This window comes from Paenibacillus sp. cl141a (assembly GCF_900109305.1).
GTDB lineage: Bacteria > Bacillota > Bacilli > Paenibacillales > Paenibacillaceae > Paenibacillus_AQ > Paenibacillus_AQ lautus_A.
On the sequence record NZ_FNZO01000004.1, the window covers coordinates 266700 to 289303 of the forward strand.

The following is a 22604-nucleotide window of genomic DNA, read 5'->3' on the forward strand; positions in this document are numbered from 1 at the left end:
ATAAAAGGCCGATAATGGAAGCAGATTTCGATCACGAAGATAACTTGGAGATGGGGAGGCTAAACGATGGAATACGTCTATTTGGGAAGAACCGGACTTGAAGTATCCCGCTTCTGTCTGGGGACCATGACTTACGGAGATTGGGATTTGGACGAGAAGACCTCGCTCGGCATTATCGACAGGGTGCTGGATTCGGGAATTAATTTTATCGATACGGCAGATACCTATGGCAAGGGTACGAGCGAAGAAATTATAGGCAAAGCCCTTCAAGGACGAAGAGACCGGGTGATCGTCGCGACCAAATTCAAGGTGCGGACCGCCGAAGGACCGAACGGAGAAGGCGCCAGCCGTTACCGCATCATGAGACAGGTCGAGGCCAGCCTGAAACGGTTGAATACGGATTACATCGACCTCTACCAAGTGCATAGACCGGATCCTCATACCCCGCTGGACGAGACGCTGCGCGCGCTCGATGATCTGGTTGCCCAAGGAAAGGTACGATATATCGGCTGCTCGAACTTCGAGGCTTGGCGTATCGTCGAATCCCTGTGGACCAGCGAAAAAATGAACCTCGAGCGCTTCGTTACCAATCAGCCTTCATACAGCATCTTCAACCGATATATCGAGCAGGAAATCCTGCCGGCTTCACAGCGCCACGGCCTGGCTACGCTGGCCTACTCCCCGCTGGACGGCGGCTGGCTGTCCGGCAAATACCGTGCCGGGCAGCCGCTGCCGGTCAATTCGCGGGGCGAGCGCATGGATATGAATGCTCCCGGCAACCGCGCCAAACTGGACAAGGTTGAACGGCTCGCCCGGCGTGCAGAGGACAAAAGGATCACGCTGGGCCAGTTCGCGCTGGCATGGCTGCTGCAGCGCAGCATCATTCCCGTCGTCGGCATCCGCAGCGAGCAGCAGCTTGCGGACAATCTGAATGCACTGAACGTGCAGTTGACCGATGAAGACTTGAAACTGGTGGACGAGGTGTCCCCAAGCCCCTACCGGGACTTCTCCCAAGACGGCAGCTTCTGGTTCAATGAACCGCGTGCTTACCGGTTTAAGTAAGCTTAAGCGGGACCCGTAAGGCATCACCAAACCAAAAAAGCTATATTCAATGCTGCACGCCCGGCATCGGTCAATCGATTCCGGGCGTGCATGCTATGTGGCATCCACAAACTCCAGCCTTCCGAAACGCGAGGGGATATGGTAATTGACCTCTCCGGTGGGGCTCCATGCCTGATATTCCCGGTTTCCTTGGTCGTCCTCGTCAATGCGGTAAAAATTCACGTTCCAGCATCGTCCCGCTTGCGGCGGATTCTGAAAGTTCTGCGCCGGAATGCGAATCTCGTAAACCAAATTTCCCTTACCGTCGTTCTCTACCGTGGTCAGAAGGCCGGTAAGGTCCCACTCGACATCGCTGTCCGTGATCGACTTTTGCCCATCGTTACGGATCCGCGCATCAAATACAACATTGTTCGGGCTCACCTCAAGCTCGATATATTCCAAACCTTCCCCTGCTTCATCCATAAACAGCTCCACGACATCCTGCTCATACAGCGGGTCATCCCGATGCCGATACTCCGAGACGATATGTGAATCCTGGCAAACAAACTGCACGTAGAAGCATTCGGCGCTCCAGCAGGCGCGCACCTCCGTCGCTTCCTTCGCGGCAAGCCCGGTCACGGTGTCGCTCAGGGCCACAGCTTCATAGCGGCTCCAATCGACGCTTCCCCGATTCTCTCCCTGTTGAAGGTATATGGCGGGCTTGCATGGGTAAATAGCGGTATAACGCATGATCATCCCTCCGAAACATTTTCAATTGTAGTCATGATATCCTCTATGATAAGTCATACAGATTCGGTTCGCTAATCCGTGGTAAGAATAAGGAACATACGGAAATCCCATCTTTTGTTCTATGCTCCCATAGTGAAAAGAAGCGCATGCTGTGCTACAATAATAAAATTGCAAACTCTAGGGAGGGTTATGGATTCGCCATGCTCATAATTGGTATCGCCGGCGGCACCGGATCGGGCAAAACAACGGTTGCCCGCTCTGTCATTGACCGTCTTGGTTCAGATAAAGTCACGTTTATTTCGCAGGATAACTATTACAAGGATCATAAAGAGCTCAGCTTCGAGGAACGCGAAGCGATTAACTATGATCATCCGTTCGCTTTTGACAACGAGCTGCTCGTCGAGCATCTCGGCATTTTAAAAAGCGGACAACCCGCTTTCGCACCGGTATATGATTTTACCGCCCATGCCCGCTTCACGGATCAGACCATCGAGCTGAAGCCGAACAACATCGTCATCATCGAAGGCCTGCATGTGCTGTCCGATGAGAATCTGCGCAAGCTGCTTCACATTAAGGTGTTTGTGGATACCGATCCCGATGTGCGCCTGCTTCGCCGGGTCGTACGCGATATTGAGGACCGCGGCCGAACCATCCAGTCGATCCATAATCAATACCTGACAACCGTCAAGCCGATGCATGAGGCGTTCATCGAACCCTCCAAGAAATACGCCGACCTGATCATTCCCGAAGGCGGAGAGAATGAAGTCGGCATTCGCCTGCTCTCCATCTTGACCGAGAAATATCTGACCGGCGACCGCACGCTGTCGGGCGAATCATAAGACAAGCTTGTACGTCAGCCTTTAGGCATGCTGGCAGCATGAAAAAGAGCCCGCGGATCTGTAATGACAGGTCAGCGGGCTTCTTGACGTTGTCCGTTCGCTTACGCGCTAGTAAGCCAGCCTGCGCGTATGGCTTGCATTCTTCCGTTTCCGAGCGTTCTGCGGTCTGTGCGTTCTTTTTCTCCGGAATGTACGTCCGGTGTTTTTGTTCTCCGGAATGTTGCGTTATCCGCATTATCCGCGTTTTCTGCGATTCCTGCGTTTACTGCTTTTCCTGCACTTTCAGCATTCCCAAGTCTCCTGCGTCACCGGTCCCCTCAAAACATTCAGTTCCCGGCGCTTCAGCCGTCATACGCGCGGATCGTAATCCGCAACCAAGAGCACGTCCATATGCCTTGAGGATCGCAGCAGGCTCCTGATCCATTTTCGCCGAGCGAACAGCTTCCATCCGGCCATCTGCGGCTGGCCGATAATGAATTGGGTCGCCTTGACCTCGTCTGCTGCGGCGACCAATCGGCCAGAACAGGTGCATGCCGGTCCCCTTTTTACCGGCAGCGGCAGCATCGTGAAGGTGCCCCCAAGACGCTCCGTTAACGTCTGAAGCGCCGTCAAGCGCTGCTCTTCGTCATGAGACAGGCTGTGATGACGCTCCAGAGGGAATGCCACATACCAGGCTGCCTTCAGCCGATGGGCGATCCGGAAGCCGCGGCGAATGAGCCGCTCCGCTTGCGGCCCCCTGCCGACCACGACATAGATAATTTCCTCGCGCCGCCACGGCCCCCGAAGCGAGCCGCTGCGCTGCCAGGACTCCAACCTTTCGTCCACATCATCCGCAATCTCCCTTAAGGCAAGCTCTCTTAGGGCGATCAGGTTTCCCGTCTTGAAAAAATGGCTGAGCGCCTGATGAATTTTTTCCTTCGCATAGATGTTCCCATCCTTCATCCGCTGCCGCAGCGACTCCGGCGTCACGTCGACTAGTTGAACCTCACCGGCCGATTGCAGAATATGATCCGGTATCGTCTCGCGGACACGGACGCCTGTAATCTGCTCGACGGCATCATTCAAGCTCTCCAGATGCTGCACGTTCACGGTCGTAATGACGGAGATGCCGGCCGACAGAATATCCTGCACATCTTCATACCGTTTCTTGCGCTTGCTTCCGGGCACATTCGTATGCGCCAGCTCATCCACGAGGACCACGTCCGGCCTCCGGCAAAGGATCTCATCGGTATCCATCTCCTCAAGGCGCGATCCCTTGTAGTCCACCCTTTTTCGCGGAAGGGCCTCCAGATTGCCCACCTGGGACAGCGTATCCTTCCGGCCGTGCGTCTCCAGCAGACCGACGAGAACCGTCAATCCCTTCTTCAGCAGATCGTTGCCTTCCCGCAGCATCGCATAGGTCTTCCCTACGCCCGGGGCGGCGCCGATATATACCTTGAACCGTCCCCGCTTGACCTGCTCAATCTTCTGATCCAGCTCCTGTTCGTTCAAGCGGTGAAACGATTCGGAAGGGAGCCGCAGCGGATGGAGCCGGGCCGGAATGATCCGCTCCCCGTCATGTTCCGCCCGATCCGCCACCATAAAAATATCAATCCCGCGCGTTTTCTTGAGCAGATCCTGAATAATCGAACCCTGCCAAAGCTCTTGCATGCGCGTCTGCTTCGAATGGCCAAGCACAATGCGTGTAACGTGGTGCTCCAGCGCATACTGAACCAGCATGTCAGCGAGCTCCCTCCTGGAACGGAGGGGCAGCTCCTCCAGCTTGGCGCCGATCCGCACCGCGAGCTTCGCCATGGAGCGCTTAAAGGCGGCCTGTTCTTTCGTAAGCTCTACTTCCGGCTTCACAAACGTAACAGCCAACAGTTCGCCGTTTAAACGCTTCGCGATCTGCTGCCCGCGCCGCATATAGATGGAACCGTTCCAATGGTATTGGGTGGACACCAGTATTCGCTCATCGGCTCCCGATGGGCCGACGAGCCCCTGTTCCTTGCGGTACCGCTCCAGCGAATGGCTCACGCCTTCGGCAACGAGGCGGAGCGTCAATTCCCGGAGCACGGCCAAATTGCCCTGCTTCCATATGCTGCCGCCTCCAAGCAGGCCGCCTTGTGCCCGTTCCAGCATCGTTTCGGGCGTTACGTCAATAAGCACCACCTCGTCGGCGCTCTCCAGCGTATCGGCCGGTACCGTATGACTGGCTATAATGCCCGTCAGCTTGGAGGCAATGTCCTGCACATCCTCCAGCTCATACACGTTGACCGTTGTGATGACGCTGATTCCGCAGCTTAACAGGAATCGGATATCATCCAGCCGCGCAGCATGCCGCGCTCCCTTCCGGTTGCGATGGGCAAGCCCATCGACAAGCACCACCTCCGGGTTGCGCTGCACCAGCAGATCCAGATCAAGATCCTTCTTCTCTACGCCGTTCTCTATCCAATGAATGCTGGGCACCCGTTCCAAATCGCGGACCTGCTCCACCGTTTCCGGACGCTGCATCGTGGATACTGCGCATATGACGACATCGATGCCTTGCAGCCTCAAGGTCTGCCCTTCGCGAAGCATATGATAGGTTTTTCCCGATCCGCTCATAGCCCCGATATATACCTTGAGCCGTCCCTGATGGAGCTTGGAAATCGACCTTAAGAGCTCCTCCGGTGATTTTCTCCGAAAGGGATCCATGATCAGTTAAGGTTAAGAAGCTCTTGGAGCCCCAGATTCAGCTTCAACACATTCACGCGCGGTTCACCGAATACGCCCAAATCCCGTCCCTCCGTATGCTTCTTTACCAGCTGATCAAGCTCTGCTTCCGCAATTCCGGTCAGCTTGCTGATCCGCGGTATCTGAATATACACTGCCTGCGGCGATAGGTGAGGATCCAACCCGGAGCCGGAATTCGTTACCAGATCGATCGGCACCTCGCTCACCGGAACGTCCGGGTTGTTCTCCGTCCACGCTTCAATTGATGCCTTCGTTCGTTCAATCAAATCCGGGTTGGAAGGGGCATAGTTATTGCTGCCTGAGCCGGCCCCGTTGTATTCAATGCTGGACACCCTGCCGTGAAAATATTGCGGCTCCGTAAAGTCCTGGCCGATCAATTCCGATCCGACCACCTTTCCGCCCCGATCCGTGACCAAACTGCCGCCGGCTTGCTTCGGCATGAGCAGCTGCGCCGCTCCCGTCGTGACCAGCGGATAAAGAATTCCGCATAACACGATAAATACAAGACTCGTTCTCAGGGCCATGCCCAGAGAGACACGGGCCGCGCCCACCCTGACGCGAGGGGCCGGCGATGATTTCTGCAATGGCTTATTCATGGTTCCTCGATCCCTTCTTTCATATCTTCCTCTAATAGCAGCCTCCGGGATATCTCGATAGGACGGCTGCTGATTCCGGCCTAAATCCAGAGATGCACGATCATATCAATCAGCTTAATCCCGATGAACGGCACGATCACGCCGCCTAATCCGTAGACCAGCACATTGCGCTGCAGCAGCTTCGACGAGCTCATCGGCTTATAGGCCACACCCTTCATCGCAAGCGGAATCAGCAGCGGAATGATAATGGCATTAAAGATCAGCGCCGACAGAATCGCCGATATGGGAGAACCCAGTCCCATGACGTTCAGAACGTCCATGCTTGGAATAGCAGCCGCGAACATCGCCGGAATGATGGCAAAATATTTGGCGACGTCGTTCGCGACGCTGAAGGTGGTCAGCGCGCCGCGCGTCATCAGCAGCTGCTTGCCGATGGCAACCACCTCGATAATCTTCGACGGATCCGAATCCAGATCCACCATATTGGCCGCTTCCTTGGCTGCGGTGGTACCGCTGTTCATCGCCAGCCCCACATCGGCCTGGGCCAGCGCCGGGGCATCGTTCGTCCCGTCCCCGGTCATCGCCACCAGCTTGCCTTCGGCTTGTTCTCGGCGGATGACGGCAATCTTATCCTCGGGCCTGCTCTCCGCGATGAAATCATCGACGCCCGCTTCACGGGCAATCGTCGCCGCGGTGAGCGGGTTGTCGCCCGTGCACATAATCGTCTTGATGCCCATCCGGCGCAGCTGGTCAAACCGTTCCTTCATGCCCGGCTTCACGGTATCCTTCAGGTAGATCAAACCAAAGATGCGGTTATCCACGGCGACGGCAAGCGGGGTTCCCCCCTCTGTGGCGATGGCATCGCTATTTGGCGACAAATCCGAAGGGATGGGGCCTCCTTGCGACTGCACCCACGCCTTGACGGCATCCACCGCGCCCTTGCGGACTTTCCGGCCATCCCTCAGGTCCATGCCGCTCATCCGGGTCTCTGCCTTAAATTCGATAAATTCCGCCTCAGCTGTCATACTTTCATCTACTTCGATACCTTCCTTCTTCAGCAGCTCCAGTACGGAGCGTCCTTCCGGCGTCTCATCTTGCAGCGAGCTCACGGCCGCCCACTGGGAAACCGAGGCGAGCGATTCGCCGCCGACGGGAATCAACTGGCTGGCCATCCGGTTACCAAACGTAATGGTACCCGTCTTATCCAGAATCATCGTGTTGATGTCACCGGCGGCCTCAACCGCTTTGCCGGACATCGCCAGCACGTTGAACTGCGTTACCCGGTCCATGCCGGCAATCCCGATCGCTGACAGCAACCCCCCGATCGTGGTCGGGATCAGACATACCAGCAGCGAGATCAGCACCGGAACGGTCAACTCGATGCCAAGATACTTCGCTATCGGAGCGAGCGTAACGACAACGATCAAGAAGATCATGGTTAACACGATCAATAACGTGTTCAGCGCAATTTCATTCGGCGTCTTCTGACGGGAAGCTCCTTCAACAAGCGAGATCATCCGGTCGATAAACGATTCCCCCGGATCGCTCGTAATCCGGATGCGGATCGTATCGCTGACAACCCTGGTCCCCCCCGTGACCGAGCTGAAATCGCCGCCGGCTTCTTTAATGACGGGGGCGGATTCCCCGGTAATCGCCGATTCGTCAACGGATGCAAGGCCCGCAATCACTTCCCCGTCCCCGGGAATCATCTCGCCCTGCGCGACAATCACGATATCCCCTTTGCGCAAAGCCGTGGACGGCACGGATTGTGCCCCGCCGTTCTCCATCACTTTGCGGGCTGTCATTTCCTGCTTCGACTGCTTAAGGGAATCGGCCTGCGCCTTGCCGCGCCCTTCGGCAAGCGCCTCTGCGAAGTTTGCGAACAGCAGCGTGAACAGCAGGATGACGAATACGGCCAGGTTAAATCCGATACTGCCCTCGGTACCGAAATAGGACGGAAATACCGTCATAAGCAGCACAACCAGAGTCCCGGCCTCAACGACAAACATGACCGGATTTCTCATCATCAGGACGGGATTCAGCTTCGTGAAGCTGTCCTTCAGCGCCTGACGGACCATCTCTTGGGACATCGCTTTTTTTCTCGTATTATTCATGGTAATAGGCCACCTTTTCTATTTAACGAATCGTCAGATGCTCGGCAATCGGTCCCAGCACCAGCACAGGCAGGAAGGTCAAGGCACCGATGATCAGGACCACCGCGATGAGAATGCCGGCAAAAAGCTTATTATCTGTCCGGAACGTTCCGAGCGTCTCGGGAACCCGCTGCTTCCGCATCAGTGAGCCGCCTACCGCCAGCAGGGCAATCATCGAAATATAGCGCCCGATCAGCATGACCAGTCCGGTGCTGATGTTCCAGAACGGCGTGTTATCCGCAAGGCCCTCAAACCCGGAGCCGTTATTGGCGGCGGATGACGTGTATTCGTAAAGCACCTGCGAGATGCCGTGAAAGCCCGAATGGGCAATGCCCGCCTGTCCCGCATCCGTCATGAGCGCGAGCGCCGTCGGAGCAAGGATGATCAATGGGTGTACCAGAATGACAATCGCGATCAGCTTCATCTCCCGGGCCTCGATTTTTCTGCCGAGAAATTCGGGGGTACGGCCAACCATAAGACCGGCCAGGAACACCGCCAGGATCGCGTACATGAGCATATTCATCAGCCCGACGCCTTTTCCGCCAAAAACGGAATTCAGCATCATCAGGGACAGCGGCGTAATCCCGCCGAGCGGCGTGAGCGTATCATGCATGTTATTGACCGACCCGGTCGTGGCCGCGGTTGTCACCGTCGTAAACAGGGAGGATTGGGCGATCCCGAACCGGACCTCTTTGCCCTCCATGCTGCCTTGCGAGGCGTCGATGCCCAGCTGGTTTAATGCCGGGTTGCCGTTGGTTTCCGCAGCATAGTTCAAGGACAGGAAGCCGATAAACAAGGTCATCATTACCGAGAATATGATCCATCCCTGCTTGCGGCTCTTCGCGAACAAACCAAATGTGTAAGGAAGCGCCGCCCCCAGACTCCACATGGACAGAATCTCGATCACATTGGTCAGCGGGGACGGGTTCTCGAACGGATGCGCCGAGTTGGCCCCCATAAAACCGCCCCCATTGGTGCCCAGATGCTTGATCGATTCGAGCGCAGCCACCGGACCCGCCGCTATTTGCTGCTCGCTTCCTTCCAGCGTCGTGACGCTGAGCGTAGGCTTCAGGGTCTGCGGCACCTGCAGCGCCACCAGCACCATCGCAATGATGAAAGCAGCCGGAATGAATACCCGGGTATGCGCCTTAACGAAGTCCTCAAAAAAGTTGCCGACGGTCGTGCCCTTGCTGGTCACCGCCCGGATAAAAGCAATCGCCACGCACAGCCCGGTCGCTGCAGACGTAAACATCATCATCGTAATGACGGCCATCTGGGCCAGATAAGACAATCCCGACTCGCCGCTGTAATGCTGAAGATTCGTATTGGTCATAAAGCTGATAATCGTATTGAACGACACGGTCGGTTCCATAGGGCCAATGCCGTTCGGGTTCAACGGCAGCACCTTCTGCAGCCGCAGAATCAAGTAGCCCGCCGCAACCAGCACGATATTCGTTAACACAAAGCTGACGGTATATCCTTTCCATGTCATCCCCTTGCGTTCTTTCAAGCCGATCAGAGCAAAGATCGGTTTCTCCGCCCAGGAGAACCATCTGTCCGTTCCATTGCTTTCATAACGAAACACCTGATATAGATAAGTTCCCAGCGGCTTGACCAGCAGCACCAGAACGAGTATAACGATGGCAATTTGTAAAATGCCCATGACGAATGCCTTCCTCCTTCAGCCGTTTCCCTAGAATTTTTCAGGGTGAATCAGCGCATAAATCAAATAGAGAAAAATAGAAATCGTGAATATCAACATGATCATCACGGCTGATCAGCCTCCGGTTCCGAAACCACGCGCCCGCACCAGGACATAAACAGCATGAGCAGTCCGTAGGTTCCTCCCAAAATGAGCACCATATATAAATCCTGCATGAATGTAACCTCCCCTAACTCTTGTGGCGTCAGTCCACACGCTTAGCTCATTACGGATGCCATCAGAAAGGACACCTGATGATGATTCGTATGAAGCACCACATCGGCACCCAGCCCTTTGTATATCAAGCGCGGATTGCCGGAATGGGTGATCACGTAAATCGACTCCGAGGTCCATGTCCGGCAGATCCGTAAATAGCGGCAGCACAGATTCAAGCTGCTTTCGAACAGAAACACCTTGCTGACGGGAAACTCGGGAATGATCCAGGTCTGCTCGTCTCTTGTATCAATCAAAATGATGGGTTTGCAGCCCAGTTCTCGCAGCCTCTGCTGCTCAGCCCGGTTGTTGGCTATGGCCGCAAACGGAACACGTTTGTGAATCAGCTGGCGGACGAATTCCTCCCCGGCCTTGTTCGGCGCGGATACCAGGATGAATTCCTGTGGTTTCTCCATCTTCGTTTCTCCTCCTAAGGTCAGAAAGAGAAGGCAACAACAAAGAAGCCTGCGGAAAGAGAAGAACTCTTCCCGCAGGCTTCTTAACAGGACACGGTGAAATACACCGTAGCCCAAGTCCACGACAATCGTTGCCTCTCTCGATACGCTTACGAGGTTAGCTGACGGATTCGGGCGTGAGAGTCGCCCTACCCATAGACCGTTATCTTGTCTATAGGATTCACCCCAGAGAGATCAGATTTATCTCCCGACTGGTTCCCCCGTTCCTTTTCCATTCAAGGACTCAGCGAAAATTAAAAACGAGTAGCATGTTATTCTATTAGCCATTGACTTGTCATCCAGACTGGGCATAACAGCACAGCAACAGGAGGTTCACGCGGTGAGAGTCGCCTCTACCTTCAAATCTCAGCAAGGCCCATGGTGCCTTCTCCTAAGATTCGATCCATATAAAGAACCCGGCGTAGCTCTCACACTGCCTTTAGATCTTTGTGGAACGACTGTCCGTATGCCTTGGTCGTTGATGACCGTCAATTCATAGTTCGTATCATACGTCCGGCCCTGCAGGATGTAAATGTGAGCAAAAACACATCTGGCGTTATGTCGAACAGGAACCAAGCAGTATTTCGTCTTTATCTTCCGAATACTGCTCTATACTATGTATTTCTCTTGTTTTCTCTTATTTATCGCAATCCAACGAGATACCGAGTTTTTGCCACGATAATAGATGACACGGCCGATTGTACGCGTTTTCTTTTACCGTTTTCATCACATTTCGGAATCTATTGGTCCCATACGGTCATTTACTTTTCGTTTCCTCCGGCGTATGATTCATCCATCTATTCGAAACACGTTATACGCCGAGCTCCCGACAGACCGGGAGACGGGGGAACCAAAGTCACCAGTCTTCGATTGGTGACTGGGGTGAATCCGCTGCGCCTAGGATCGAAGGGCCCAGTGGTAGGGTGCTCTCAGTCCGAATCCGTCAGCTAACCTCGTAGGCGCGTTGTTGAGAGAGAATACCATCCAAGCTTTGGCATAGCGGCCGCCGGTATTGGGCCTCTAACCATAAATAGGCCTGGAGAGCATCTCTGCTCACCAGGCCTATTTGCCGTGCATATAACATGCTTATAAAGGAGCGTAGATCATATCATGACGAAACTCATCGAGGCAGCGCTTACACCCGTCATCGAAACCGCAGTGCCTGCATTAGGTGAAGAGACTATCGGCCATATGGAGATATTTCGTTTCGATCGGGGCTCGGCCGAATGCTTTATCCCCTGGAGCGATCAAGGCTGGAACTGCGGCTTGTTCAAAGTCAGCTGCAAAGACGCGGCAGGATATGTCGAATATGCCCTGCCAAGCACGAGAGAATTTTCGGACCTGGTCCGCTGGGCATCCGTCTTCTCAAGGCTGAGAGGCATGTCCGTGACTGAGGCCATTCGCTATGCCCGAAAGCAGCAGCAGTGGGGACCCGCACGGATGCAACTTGCTGTATCCGCCCTCGCCGATCTGGAGATCAACCTGCATCGGCACATCACCCGAGAGCGGTTAGGCGGACTGCCACTGGAGCGCTCTTTCCTTATGAATTGCTCGGAGGCGTATTATCATTTCTAGGGGCAACAGCTACAGAGAGCTACTATCCCCGTTTCCTTTGGATTGGGCACTTCTAAGCAGCCTGATGTTTTTTGAAACCATGAAGAACCCCGTCAAAAAGCCGCTTATTTTATCAGGCATTTTGACGGGGTTCTGCAATCGGATCCCGCTCACTTGAACATATTTTTGAGCACCATCATCAGGTTGGCCGGCTTCTCTGCCAGCCTCCGGGTGAAATACGGGTACCACATCGTTCCATAGGGCATATAACACCGGATACGGTAGCCGTCCTGCGCAAGCGCTGCTTGATCGTTCATCCGCAGTCCATACAGCATCTGAAATTCATAGTCCTGTTTGTCTATGCAACTCTGTTCGGCAAATACCTTCACCCAGTCGATGATGTTGTCATCATGCGAGGCAATCGCGACGTAGGAACCTTGGTCGAAATGCATTTTAATCAATTTCTTGTAGTTGTCAATGACCTCCCGCTTCTGCTGAAAGGCGATGGTCCCCGGTTCTTTGTACGCCCCCTTCACCAGCCGCAGATTAACGCCGGCCCTGAGCAGGTTCTTCACGTCCTCCTCCGTACGGAACAAGTAGGCCTGCATCACGGTCCCCACATTCGTCAGCCCCTCCTTATGGAGGCGGAGTGTCATATCGATGGTCGCCTGGGTATACGGCGAATCCTCCATGTCCAGGCGAACGAAGTTCCGGTACTCTTTTGCCTTTCTTACCACTGACCTGATGTTTTCGTAAGCCTTCTCGGGGTCCAGGGCCATGCCCATCTGTGTCGGTTTCAAGGATACGTTCGATTGCACTTCGCGCTTCGCAATCCCTTCCACCAGCTTCAAATATTCCTCTCGGTACCCGGCCGCTTCGTCCAGCGTCGTAATGCCCTCCCCCAAATGATCCAACGTAACGAGAATGCCCTTCGCGTTCAGCCTCTCGATTTCGTCCAGCGCCTCATCCAAGGTATCGCCGGCAATGAATCGGCCAGCCAATTTCCGGCCGTACTTGATCGACAGCCATTTCACGAGTTTATTGCCGGACACCGTCAGGATCACTTTACGGTACAGCTCGGTTCCGTCCATGCGCGCGCCCCCTTTGCAAGGTAAACCAAAATGCACTCTATCTAACTCATATGCAAAAATCATGACGGCATGCAGGAAGACATACATATTTAAATAGAGGTTTTCACCAGGAGATCCTATCATGCCACCATGACGATCCGCAGCTGGACCATTTGCCTGAAGCTTCGATTCATATCATGTTAAGGAGGGGCCTCCCCATGCGAGCACCTTTTCGGAACGAACCATTTATGGACTTCAACAACGAGTGGAACAACAAGTTATACGATGCGGCGTTATCCGGGGTCGAAGCCGAGCTTGGCCAATCGTACCCCTTGATTATCGGCGGTGCCAAAATCCATACGGAACGTACCGCAAAGTCGGTCAATCCGTCGCGCAAACGCCAAGTCATCGGCGTCGTGTCCCAAGCGGATACCGAGCTTGCCGAGCAAGCCATTCAGACGGCGGCGCGTACTTTTGAGACGTGGAAGCACACCGAGGCGAACGAGCGGGCACGCTACCTGTTCAAGGCCGCGGCAATCATGCGGCGGCGCAAGCTCGAGTTCTCCGCGCTGATGACCCTCGAAGCCGGCAAGACGCGTGCCGAAGCGGACGCGGATACGGCCGAAGCGATTGATTTCATGGAGTTCTATGCCCGCGAAATGCAGCGCCTGAGCGCGCCCCAGCCGCTGACGGTCCACGAGGAGGAAGAGAATCATCTCGATTACATCCCGCTTGGCGTCGGCATCGTCATTCCGCCTTGGAACTTCCCGCTCGCGATTATGGCCGGTATGACCACGGCGGCCATCGTCTCCGGCAACACCGTTGTGCTGAAACCGGCGAGCACCACCCCGGTCATAGCCGCCAAATTCGTGCAGCTTCTGGAAGAAGTCAGCCTGCCTCCGGGTGTCGTTAACTTCCTGCCTGGTCCGGGTCAGGAAGTGGGCGACTATTTGGTGGATCACCCTTTGACCAGGTTTGTCAGCTTTACGGGTTCCCGCGACGTTGGACTGCGAATTCAAGAGCGTGCGGCCAAAACACAGCCGGGGCAGCGATGGATCAAGCGCGTCATCGCCGAAATGGGCGGGAAAGATGCCATCATCGTGGACAACGAAGCCGATTTGGACCTTGCTGCGGATGCGATTACCGCTTCGGCCTTCGGTTTCTCCGGCCAGAAATGCTCCGCCTGCTCCAGAGCCATCGTGCATGAGGACGTCTATGATACCGTGCTGCAGAAGGTCATCGAGCGCTCCAAGAAGCTGGTGATCGGAAACCCCTCCCATGCCGAGGCTCAGGTGGGACCCGTCATCGACGATAAGGCGTACCGTAAAATTCTCGACTATATCGAAATCGGGAAAAGCGAAGGCAAGCTGGTACTTGGCGGATTTCCGGGCGATCCGGAGGGGTATTTCATTCAGCCTACGATTTTTGCCGATGTGGACAGCACTGCCCGTATTTCCCAGGAGGAAATCTTCGGCCCGGTGGTGGCCTTCACGAAGGCAGTCTCCTTCGACGAAGCGATTCAATTCGCCAATAATACCGATTATGGGCTGACCGGCGCGGTGATCTCGAACAACCGCGCGCATCTGGAGCAGGCACGGCGCGATTTCCATGTCGGCAACTTGTATTTGAACCGGAAATGCACCGGCGCCTTGGTGGGCACCCACCCGTTCGGCGGCTTCAATATGTCCGGAACGGATTCCAAAGCCGGCGGCCGCGACTACCTGCTCCTGTTCACGCAGCCGAAGGTGGTATCGGAACGGTTCTGAATACGGCGTGCCAAAAAAACCTCTCCATGATCATGGAGAGGTTTTTAATGTTCCTTGTTTTGTCGGCATTATGCCCTGGCTTTGCCCTTAATCTCCCGGACCACTTTGCCCTCGAAGGATTGGTTCATCCAGTAGGCAAGTTGAATGCCTTCCTCGCTGAAGGTGCATTCCGTCGTTAAGTAGAACGGCGTCTCGGTCAGCCTGACGGTCAGCTGCAGCGTCCGGTCATCCTTCCAGGTCATGGAGGCAGCATACGCTTGATCCGTCATCATGATCAGCTTCGTGGTTCCTGACTTCCACTCGCTCCGGCCTAGGGCAATCGAGTTGACGCCATGTTCCCCCGTAAACTCCATCACTCCGCCATCCTCTTCAAACCGGACGGAGAACGAATGCAGCTTCTCCTCGTTCTCTTCGAGATCATAGACGATCCCGGATACGTCCTTCTCCATCGGAGATAACGCCTTCTCGCTTGGCGGATCCAGCTTAAGCGCTTGCAGCGTTCCGGCAAGGGATGAGGCCGCGTCGGCATCGGCCGGCAGCGGGTCTGCTCCCATCGCCGGCAGCACATGCTCCCATACCTCATTCAGCACGGCCTGCATATCTCCAAGGCCGGAGGTGATCGCCAGGACTGCATCCTGCTCTGGGAACACGATGCAGAATTGTCCGAACGCGCCGTCGCCGCGGTATGCTCCATGGCGGCACATCCAGAATTGATAGCCGTATCCTTCAGTCCAGTCCGAAGAGGAATCCGCAGGTCCGTTGGATATCTGCTTGGAGGTCGCTTCTTCAATCCAAGCCTCCGGAATCAGGCGCCGGCCATCCCATTCTCCCTTCTGAAGATAGAGCTGGCCAAACTTGGCGATGTCCTCGGTCTTCAGCTTAAGACCCCAGCCGCCGGTGTTGATTCCCTGCGGGCAGCTTTCCCATGCAGCCCCCTGAATGCCGAGCGGTTCGAACAGACGGGGCTGCAAATAATCCAGCAGCGTAATGCCGGTGACCTTCTGCAGAATGGCCGAGAGCATGTATGTCGCTGCGCTGTTATATACAAAGTGGGTTCCAGGTTCATGCTCGACTGCTTGCTTGAAGAAATCATCCACCCAAATATCGGACTGGATGGCAGGCTCCTGGGCATGTCCCGTGCCCATGATCAGCAAGTCGCGTATCGTCATCGCGGACAGATTCGGGGACGGATCCTCCGGTTTATTTTCCGGGAAAAAGCCGATCACCCGATCCTCCAGCGTAATCCGGCCCTCCTGGACCAGGAGTCCAATCGCGGTAGAGGTAAAGCTCTTGCTTAGCGAGAACAGCATATGCGGTTTGTCCGCGTCGTACGGCTTCCACCAGCCCTCCGCAACGGAATGCCCGTGCCGAACCAGCATGAAGCTGTGTAGCTCAAGCTCCTTCTCCTGAATCGAGTCGATAAAACGTTTGATGGACTGAGATGAGATTCCTTGGTTTTCGGGGGTACTTCTTGGCAATAATCGAACCGTGTTCGTGTTCATCCTATTCCGCCTCTCCCTATATAACAAGATAAATTCATCATGACTCTTCCATTATACACCAGATATCGGCACCGCTTCATCATATCGCACGGCACGGAAGCCCCAACGTTCGCTAATCTCGTTCAAGTCCTCCCGTGCAAGGAAAGCGGCCTCCTGATCACGCCCTCGTGCCAGCTCCTTCCCATCCACTTGAGCATTGCCGCACTGCACCATTTCCTCCGAATACAGCGCCGGATGGGACAGGAAGAAGTATTGTTCGTCCGTCAGGCCGCCAAGCACCCTTTCAAACGACTCGGCCCCGTCCGGAACGCCGCCGGGGAAAAAGTTGTAGTAATATCGGTGGTTGATAAGCCCCTTCGCTTCCATCCAGCGGTCCAGCTCCGCTTGCAGCCCGGGAATGAAGCGCTCGGGCAGCATGTGGGAATCCGCGTAAGAAATGTTGAAGCCAGCCGCAGTCAGTTTATCCAGCTGCGCTTCGCACTCTATAAGGATCTCCTGCAGCGAAGGCGGATGATGTTGAAACAAGCTCGGGTCCTGATAGAAATACCCGGCCCGATCGACAAGCGAAGGGACCTGTTCCTTCGCGGCAACAGGTCCCCAGCGTACGTTATCCCATTCGGCGTTCAGCGTCATATGGAAGCCGAAGCAGATGTCCTTGCGATGCGCCAGCAGCTGCGCGGCCTCGGCAAGATAAGGACCGGGCGCCATGATGGACACATTTTTGATGAATCCGGCCTCTACGGTCCTGGCAATCGCAGCATTCGCGGATCGGCTGGAAGCATAATCGTCGGCTCTCGTAATGATCCGCCTCATTTCACAGCACCTGCGGCAATCCCTTTGATAATGTATTTCTGCGCGAAAACGTAGAAAATGACAACCGGGATGATCGTCAGCGTCAGACCGGCCATCGCCTGGTTCCACACGATCGTGAATTCTCCGAAGAAATAGAAGGTCGAGAGCGGGATTGTCCGCAGCCCTTTGTCCGACAGCGTCAGCGATGGAAGCAGATAGTCGTTCCACAGCGCGATGACGTTCAGGATCGCGATGGTCACGCTGATGTTCTTCAGCAGCGGGAACACGATCCGCCAGAACACGCCCAGCTTGGAGCAACCGTCAAGCGTAGCCGCCTCCTCCAGCGCAACGGGCACGGATTTGATGAACCCGTGGTACAGGAACACCGCCATACTGGACGTAAAGCCGACGTTCATATAGATCAAGCCCTCATGGGTGTTGAGCATCGGAATGTGCAGATTGGTGCGGATCCAGTCCATCACCTGCATCAGCGGCATCATTAGCGTCTGGAACGGAATCAGCATGGTCGCCACAAACGTGAAGAAAATGACCTTGCTCAGCTTATTGTCCGTCCGCACCAGCATCCATGCCGTCATGGAGGCGAGCACGATGACGATGATCACCGAGATGACGGTGACATACAGCGAGTTACCTAGTGCCGTGAAGAAATTCATCTTCTCCATCGCGGATTTATAATACTCAAAGCTGAAGGAAGAAGGCAGCGCAAGCGCATTCTCATACAGCTCGGCACGATCCTTAAAGGAGTTGATCAGCATGATGAAGACCGGAGATAAGAAGACCAGCGAGGCGAGGAACAGCAGGATATCGAGCAGCCATTTCCCTGATTTCTTCATTACATCTGCACCTCTCTTCTCTTCGTGATGATGACTTGCGTCAGCGTGAGTCCGGCCACAATCAGGAAGAAGATGATCGCTTTCGCCTGACCTAATCCATAATTACCGTAAGCGAAAATTTCGTTGAAAATATTCATCGCAAACATCTCCGTCGCATTGCTCGGACCGCCCTTGGTCAACGACAGGTTCACGTCATAGATTTTGAACGCCCCGGACAGCGTCAGGAACAGACAGATCGTGAACGAAGGCATTAACAGCGGGAACACGATGCTCTTCAGACGCTGCCACAGGTTGGCGCCATCGACCTTCGCCGCTTCCATCAGCTCATCCGGAATCCCCTGGATGCCCGCGATGTAGATGATCATCGTATAACCTGCCAGCTGCCAGGTGAATACCGCAACGATCGCATACAGCGCAAACTGCGGATGCAGCAGCCAGTTAAAGAACACGCTGTCGAATCCGGTCTTCTCTCCCAGGAAGCTGAACGCATCCGTAAAAATAAACTGCCAGATGTAACCCAGAATCAGGCCGCCGATCAGGTTCGGCATGAAAAACATCGTCCGCGCCGCATTTCTCGAGCGGAGCTTTGTCGTCACCAGCAGCGCAAAGCCCAGTCCCAGTACGTTGACGCATACCAGCGCGAGCAGCGTGAATTGAACCGTATGCCAAGCCGATGACAGGAATCGGTCGTCCTGGAACAGCTGAACGTAATTGTCGAACCCTACGAATACTTTCGGATTCGCCGGAATGCCGTCCCAATTGACGAAGGAGTACACGATCCCGATAATGAACGGGATGATGACCACGGTCGTGAAAATAAACAGAAGCGGCACCGTAAACAGGGCAAACCAGGCTTTATCCTTTCTTTTGCTCATAATCCATACCTTCTTTCCGTTCCGGATGATTCCCGCAAGGCGGCATCAAACCTTGAAGTCGTGATAGAAAAAACAAAAGCCTAACGCTCATCATCAGAACGTCTGAGGCTAGGCTTTCGTTTTCATGGAATTGTGATATCAGATGATTGCCTTTTCGGCTTCAATTAGATTATTTCGATGCTTTCGCCCATACTTCATCGAGTTTCTGCAGGAACTGCTCGCCTGTCATGCCCGGATTCATGAAGTACTCCTGCGTAGCCGGAGCCAAATCGTTGGTGATGATACCCGATGGGAAGTAATTCAGCGCCCAAGTGATCGTCTCGCCCTTCGTGGTTGCTTCGTGCACCGCTTGAGACAACGGATCCAGATCGCCTGCTTCAATGTTCGTTAGAGCCGGGATGAATTTGAAATCGTCCACGATGGCCTTCTTGCCCGTCTCGCTCGTGAAGAGCCAGTTCAGGAAAGCGTTTGCGGCTTTGACTTCCTCGGCGTCCGCCTGGTTGTTGACGACCCAGTAGCTGGCTACGCCTACGGCGATCTTATCGTTGCCGGCAAGCGGGAACGGCATCATGCCGACTTTGGAGCCGAAATCGCCGAAGTCCGCAAGCATGGAATAACTCCAGTTGCCCTGATGCACCATAGCCGTTTTTTCCGTTGCAAAGTCGCCCATCTGGCTATCGTATTTCACTTCCAGCGGATTCTTGGTGTTGGCCTTGATGACATCCATGAATTTCGCCCATTCCTGGAACTCCTTCGTGTCGGCCATTTTCACTTCGCCCTTGTTCAGCTGGTCGATGAAGGCCAGCGGATCGGATTGAAGCGCAAACGGCGTGTTGATGATGTGTCCGATCAGGAAGTAAGCCTCCTGGGACAGGCTCAAACCGTTCTTGCCGTCAGCCTTCAGCTGCTCCAGCGTCTTGGTGAAGGAATCCAGGTCCTTCATGTTAGCCGGATCCACCAGATCCTTGTTGTATACGAGACCGAAGCCTTCTACGCCGTACGGAACGCCGACGGTCTTATCTTCGACCTTCAATTCCATGTCGGGCGCAATGTTCTTCACGTACTCCTCCCCGCTCAAATCGGAAAAATAGGATTTCAGCTTCTCGGACTCGGGTCCAGGAGCCACGCTGAATATCGTTGGGCCCTGGTTGCTGCTGAGCTTCGCCACCAGCTGCTGCGAATAAGCGTCGCCAGCGGCACCCCATACTTCAACCTCGTTGCCGGTTTCTTCTTTATAGGTTTTAACCAAGGCTTCAAGAGGTTCCGTAATTTCGACTTTCGATTGGAAGAGGGTAATTTTCTTCAGCTTATCTCCCCCATCTCCTCCGGCTGCTGCTCCAGAATCTTTGTCAGATGTACCGCCGCAGGCCGCGAGTGTCGCAACCAAAGCCGTTGCCGTAAGTATGCTCAATACCTTTTTTACTTTTTTCAAGTGACACGCCTCCCCCTCAAGGACTCTATAAAGTAAAACGTTTACAAACCCATCATAGGGCGGTTTACCTAGAATGTCAATAAAAATGTACGCGTTTTCATAAAAATACTAAGTAAAAAAACTAGTAAAATTTATGATATTTTACTCGATGTAAAAATAAAGTTTATCTCACCGTTTTTCTCCACTGGATCGTGGCATTCAGTTTAAAGGGCTCCCTGCCCGTCGTTCCCTTAATCATCTCGAGCAGCTCCTTCGCCGCCAAATAACCGCTTTCATAACGCGGGATCGCAATGGTCGTCAAGCCGGCCATCGCCGCCGCGTCCGAATTATCGAAGCCGGTGATCGAAATGTCCTCCGGCACCCGTATGCCGTTCTCTTCGAAAGCTTTGATCGCGCCCAGCGCCATATTGTCGTTAGCGCAGACCAGCACTTCCGGCAATGCGTTGCTAAGGATCAGGATCTTGGCCGCCTGATATCCGCTTTCCTCGCTGTAATCGCCATGGAAGTAATTCCGCCTGTCAAACGCGATGCCATTCTTCGAAAGCGTATCCATAAATCCGGCGAAGCGTTCCTTATGATCCAGGGTAAACTCCAGTCCGCCAATGTATCCAAAGATTCTGAACTGTTTATCCACCAGCGCCTGAACCATTTCGCACATCACGGGGTAATTGTCCACGATCACGCTTTTGGTATTGGCATACTCGTTATCGATAATCCGGTCCATGAGAACGACGGGGAACTGCGGCGTGGCTACCGAGACTAAATATTCGTCCGTCATGTTTCGGTCGAGGCTTATGGTACCGCTTGCAAACTTGCTGCGCATAAAATTGGTGCTGGATTTATTCGTGCAGATGATGAGGTCATACCCATTCTCCGTGAGGCAATGGCTGATCCCCTTGATGATTTTTAAATAATAATCGCGATCAAAGTCGCTGAAGACGAATATAATCGTGTTGCTTTTATCGGATTTGGTTGACTTATGCGGAAAATAGCCGTGCTCCGAGCATAACCTCAGCACCCGCTCCCTCGTCTCCCGCCCCACGTTCTTGCGCCCGTTCAGCACGTTGGACACCGTAGACACCGAGACCTCCGCGAGCTTTGCAATTTCCTTCAAACCACTCATGAATCCTATCCCCTCTCCAAAGGCGTTAGTAAATTTAATATAACATGGATTTATTTTTAATAAAATTTACTTATTTTGCTGGGACAAAATTTTTCTTGGATTTTCCCTTGTCATAACTTATCGTGATACCTGCTCAGGCCAGAAAACCTTTGCTTGTCATGGCAAAAAAGCAGGCCGCACGAATGGCATCGTCGCGACCTGCTAAATTCGAATATATTAGATTTCTTGCCTTTATGCGGTACCGCATCGCTCCTTGATCATGAATGGATCCTTTGTTACGTCCACTCGTCCAGGCCGGTTCACCAGATAAATGCCAAGCCCAATACACACTGTGCCAGCCAAAGTGTACCAGTGCAGCTGCTCACCTAGTATAAGCCATCCGGATAATACGCCGAACACGGGAATGAGGAACAGATAAACGTTGGCTTTATTGGGATCGCTGTTGCGCAGCACATAATACCAAGTGACGAATTGGGCAATCGAGCTCACCAGAATCATCCAGCCCAGAACAAAGAGCTCCTTGACGATCTGGGACGAATCCCATACAAAATGCGGCTGCTCCAGCAGCGGGCTTGCGATGAGCAGGAGGATTCCTCCGATCAACATCTGATAGGCAGCCATGACCCAAGCGTCAAACTCCTTGCCCCAACGGGAACTTAGCAGCGTCGCCATGCCCCAAGCCATCCCCGCGCCCAACGCAAACCAGAATCCGCTCTGCATCTGCATCTGCAACCCTTGCGTAATGAACACGCCGACAAAACCAATAATTACGCCCGCCCACTGAAGAAGACGGTACCTTATACCGAAAATCAGGAAGCTGAACACGATGAACCAGATCGGGTTGCTGGAGGATAAAACCGAGGAGCTGCCGGAGGAAATGGTCTGCATGCTCAGGTAGATGCCACTCATCACGAGTGCCGATTGAAACAGACCGATCGCGGCCAGCTTCAGCCAGGCAGCGCCGCCCCTGGGATGGGGCCTTCTTACAATGAAAGGTAGCATCAGAAGCCCCGCTCCCACGAACCGGATCGCCAGCAGCACGAATGGGGAACCGAAGGACAGCGCAATTTTGCCGACCGGGAAGTTAAGTCCCGCGACCAGCATCGTAAATATCGTCAGAAACAGCATACGCGGTTTGCTCATGCCAATGATTTCCCCTCTCCTTAACTAAG

The 22604-nt window shown here is 54.2% G+C and carries 19 protein-coding genes and 2 riboswitches; of the genes, 4 read left to right on the top strand and 15 right to left on the bottom strand.

Annotated elements, in window-relative coordinates; translation table 11 throughout:
- Positions 1-66 precede the first annotated feature (66 nt).
- Entirely contained in the window at positions 67-1062 is a 996-nt protein-coding gene (locus tag BMX45_RS13930) for an aldo/keto reductase (RefSeq protein WP_090910182.1), read from the top strand.
- A 93-nt stretch (positions 1063-1155) separates the two neighbouring features.
- Here the strand turns inward: BMX45_RS13930 and BMX45_RS13935 are convergent, their stop codons facing one another.
- Entirely contained in the window at positions 1156-1791 is a 636-nt protein-coding gene (locus BMX45_RS13935) for a carbohydrate-binding family 9-like protein (RefSeq protein ID WP_090910183.1), read from the bottom strand.
- Between the two features lie 200 nt (positions 1792-1991).
- Between BMX45_RS13935 and udk the strand changes: the two genes are divergently transcribed.
- Complete coding sequence (gene udk / locus BMX45_RS13940; protein ID WP_009595891.1) at positions 1992-2630, top strand: uridine kinase; 639 nt, start codon at positions 1992-1994, stop codon at positions 2628-2630.
- 348 nt (positions 2631-2978) lie between these two features.
- Here the strand turns inward: udk and BMX45_RS13945 are convergent, their stop codons facing one another.
- The 6 genes from BMX45_RS13945 to BMX45_RS13970 form a co-directional block, all read right to left on the bottom strand.
- Positions 2979-5306 (bottom strand): histidine kinase, encoded by a 2328-nt coding sequence (locus BMX45_RS13945; protein ID WP_090910184.1) that lies wholly within the window; start codon positions 5304-5306, stop codon positions 2979-2981.
- Positions 5307-5308: 2 nt separating this feature from the next.
- Positions 5309-5941 (bottom strand): potassium-transporting ATPase subunit KdpC, encoded by a 633-nt coding sequence (gene kdpC, locus BMX45_RS13950; RefSeq protein ID WP_090910185.1) that lies wholly within the window; start codon positions 5939-5941, stop codon positions 5309-5311.
- Positions 5942-6021: 80 nt separating this feature from the next.
- The gene (gene kdpB / locus BMX45_RS13955) at positions 6022-8055 is read right to left on the bottom strand and encodes a potassium-transporting ATPase subunit KdpB (RefSeq protein ID WP_090910186.1); all 2034 of its coding nucleotides are present in this window, start codon (positions 8053-8055) and stop codon (positions 6022-6024) included.
- A gap of 22 nt (positions 8056-8077) precedes the next feature.
- Positions 8078-9757 carry a potassium-transporting ATPase subunit KdpA gene (gene kdpA, locus BMX45_RS13960; protein ID WP_090910187.1) on the bottom strand — a complete coding sequence of 560 codons (1680 nt, stop codon included), beginning with the start codon at positions 9755-9757 and terminating at the stop codon, positions 8078-8080.
- Positions 9758-9787: 30 nt separating this feature from the next.
- On the bottom strand, positions 9788-9862 hold the full coding sequence (locus BMX45_RS32240) for a potassium-transporting ATPase subunit F (RefSeq protein ID WP_090910411.1): 75 nt from the start codon (positions 9860-9862) through the stop codon (positions 9788-9790).
- A 152-nt stretch (positions 9863-10014) separates the two neighbouring features.
- The gene (locus BMX45_RS13970) at positions 10015-10425 is read right to left on the bottom strand and encodes a hypothetical protein (RefSeq protein WP_090910188.1); all 411 of its coding nucleotides are present in this window, start codon (positions 10423-10425) and stop codon (positions 10015-10017) included.
- Positions 10426-10555: 130 nt separating this feature from the next.
- A riboswitch (cyclic di-AMP (ydaO/yuaA leader) is annotated at positions 10556-10724 on the bottom strand.
- Between the two features lie 546 nt (positions 10725-11270).
- A riboswitch (cyclic di-AMP (ydaO/yuaA leader) is annotated at positions 11271-11443 on the top strand.
- 131 nt (positions 11444-11574) lie between these two features.
- Between BMX45_RS13970 and BMX45_RS13975 the strand changes: the two genes are divergently transcribed.
- Positions 11575-12039 carry a hypothetical protein gene (locus BMX45_RS13975; protein ID WP_090910189.1) on the top strand — a complete coding sequence of 155 codons (465 nt, stop codon included), beginning with the start codon at positions 11575-11577 and terminating at the stop codon, positions 12037-12039.
- A 149-nt stretch (positions 12040-12188) separates the two neighbouring features.
- On the opposite strand, the gene BMX45_RS13980 is transcribed toward BMX45_RS13975, so the two are convergent.
- Complete coding sequence (locus tag BMX45_RS13980; protein WP_090910190.1) at positions 12189-13109, bottom strand: proline dehydrogenase family protein; 921 nt, start codon at positions 13107-13109, stop codon at positions 12189-12191.
- A 197-nt stretch (positions 13110-13306) separates the two neighbouring features.
- Here BMX45_RS13980 and pruA point away from each other — a divergent pair, with 197 nt between their 5' ends.
- Positions 13307-14854, top strand: coding sequence for an L-glutamate gamma-semialdehyde dehydrogenase (gene pruA / locus BMX45_RS13985; protein ID WP_090910191.1), 1548 nt, complete (start codon positions 13307-13309; stop codon positions 14852-14854).
- 68 nt (positions 14855-14922) lie between these two features.
- On the opposite strand, the gene BMX45_RS13990 is transcribed toward pruA, so the two are convergent.
- From BMX45_RS13990 to BMX45_RS14020, 7 genes are all read right to left on the bottom strand, one after another.
- Positions 14923-16356: a serine hydrolase domain-containing protein gene (locus BMX45_RS13990; protein ID WP_090910192.1), complete on the bottom strand. Its 1434-nt coding sequence runs from the start codon at positions 16354-16356 to the stop codon at positions 14923-14925.
- Positions 16357-16407: 51 nt separating this feature from the next.
- Positions 16408-17169: a polysaccharide deacetylase family protein gene (locus BMX45_RS13995; RefSeq protein WP_090910193.1), complete on the bottom strand. Its 762-nt coding sequence runs from the start codon at positions 17167-17169 to the stop codon at positions 16408-16410.
- Complete coding sequence (locus BMX45_RS14000; protein ID WP_009595886.1) at positions 17166-18002, bottom strand: carbohydrate ABC transporter permease; 837 nt, start codon at positions 18000-18002, stop codon at positions 17166-17168. The genes BMX45_RS13995 and BMX45_RS14000 overlap by 4 nt, the downstream gene beginning before the upstream one ends.
- Positions 18002-18877 carry a carbohydrate ABC transporter permease gene (locus BMX45_RS14005; RefSeq protein ID WP_012818642.1) on the bottom strand — a complete coding sequence of 292 codons (876 nt, stop codon included), beginning with the start codon at positions 18875-18877 and terminating at the stop codon, positions 18002-18004. Before BMX45_RS14005 ends, BMX45_RS14000 begins: the two co-directional genes overlap by 1 nt.
- Before the next feature lie 169 nt (positions 18878-19046).
- A complete protein-coding gene (locus BMX45_RS14010; protein ID WP_012818641.1) occupies positions 19047-20309 on the bottom strand; it encodes an ABC transporter substrate-binding protein in 1263 nt (420 codons plus the stop codon).
- 163 nt (positions 20310-20472) lie between these two features.
- The gene (locus BMX45_RS14015) at positions 20473-21432 is read right to left on the bottom strand and encodes a LacI family DNA-binding transcriptional regulator (RefSeq protein ID WP_090910194.1); all 960 of its coding nucleotides are present in this window, start codon (positions 21430-21432) and stop codon (positions 20473-20475) included.
- A gap of 231 nt (positions 21433-21663) precedes the next feature.
- Entirely contained in the window at positions 21664-22575 is a 912-nt protein-coding gene (locus BMX45_RS14020; protein ID WP_090910195.1) for a DMT family transporter, read from the bottom strand.
- Between the last annotated feature and the right edge of the window lie 29 nt (positions 22576-22604).

What these genes read in the sequence shown, in the direction of transcription:
- BMX45_RS13930 (WP_090910182.1), top strand. Translation starts at nt 67, where the DNA reads ATGGAATACGTCTATTTGGGAAGAACCGGACTTGAAGTATCCCGCTTC.
- BMX45_RS13935 (WP_090910183.1), bottom strand. Translation starts at nt 1,791, where the DNA reads ATGCGTTATACCGCTATTTACCCATGCAAGCCCGCCATATACCTTCAA.
- udk (WP_009595891.1), top strand. Translation starts at nt 1,992, where the DNA reads ATGCTCATAATTGGTATCGCCGGCGGCACCGGATCGGGCAAAACAACG.
- BMX45_RS13945 (WP_090910184.1), bottom strand. Translation starts at nt 5,306, where the DNA reads ATGGATCCCTTTCGGAGAAAATCACCGGAGGAGCTCTTAAGGTCGATT.
- kdpC (WP_090910185.1), bottom strand. Translation starts at nt 5,941, where the DNA reads ATGAATAAGCCATTGCAGAAATCATCGCCGGCCCCTCGCGTCAGGGTG.
- kdpB (WP_090910186.1), bottom strand. Translation starts at nt 8,055, where the DNA reads ATGAATAATACGAGAAAAAAAGCGATGTCCCAAGAGATGGTCCGTCAG.
- kdpA (WP_090910187.1), bottom strand. Translation starts at nt 9,757, where the DNA reads ATGGGCATTTTACAAATTGCCATCGTTATACTCGTTCTGGTGCTGCTG.
- BMX45_RS13970 (WP_090910188.1), bottom strand. Translation starts at nt 10,425, where the DNA reads ATGGAGAAACCACAGGAATTCATCCTGGTATCCGCGCCGAACAAGGCC.
- BMX45_RS13975 (WP_090910189.1), top strand. Translation starts at nt 11,575, where the DNA reads ATGACGAAACTCATCGAGGCAGCGCTTACACCCGTCATCGAAACCGCA.
- BMX45_RS13980 (WP_090910190.1), bottom strand. Translation starts at nt 13,109, where the DNA reads ATGGACGGAACCGAGCTGTACCGTAAAGTGATCCTGACGGTGTCCGGC.
- pruA (WP_090910191.1), top strand. Translation starts at nt 13,307, where the DNA reads ATGCGAGCACCTTTTCGGAACGAACCATTTATGGACTTCAACAACGAG.
- BMX45_RS13990 (WP_090910192.1), bottom strand. Translation starts at nt 16,356, where the DNA reads ATGAACACGAACACGGTTCGATTATTGCCAAGAAGTACCCCCGAAAAC.
- BMX45_RS13995 (WP_090910193.1), bottom strand. Translation starts at nt 17,169, where the DNA reads ATGAGGCGGATCATTACGAGAGCCGACGATTATGCTTCCAGCCGATCC.
- BMX45_RS14000 (WP_009595886.1), bottom strand. Translation starts at nt 18,002, where the DNA reads ATGAAGAAATCAGGGAAATGGCTGCTCGATATCCTGCTGTTCCTCGCC.
- BMX45_RS14005 (WP_012818642.1), bottom strand. Translation starts at nt 18,877, where the DNA reads ATGAGCAAAAGAAAGGATAAAGCCTGGTTTGCCCTGTTTACGGTGCCG.
- BMX45_RS14015 (WP_090910194.1), bottom strand. Translation starts at nt 21,432, where the DNA reads ATGAGTGGTTTGAAGGAAATTGCAAAGCTCGCGGAGGTCTCGGTGTCT.
- BMX45_RS14020 (WP_090910195.1), bottom strand. Translation starts at nt 22,575, where the DNA reads ATGAGCAAACCGCGTATGCTGTTTCTGACGATATTTACGATGCTGGTC.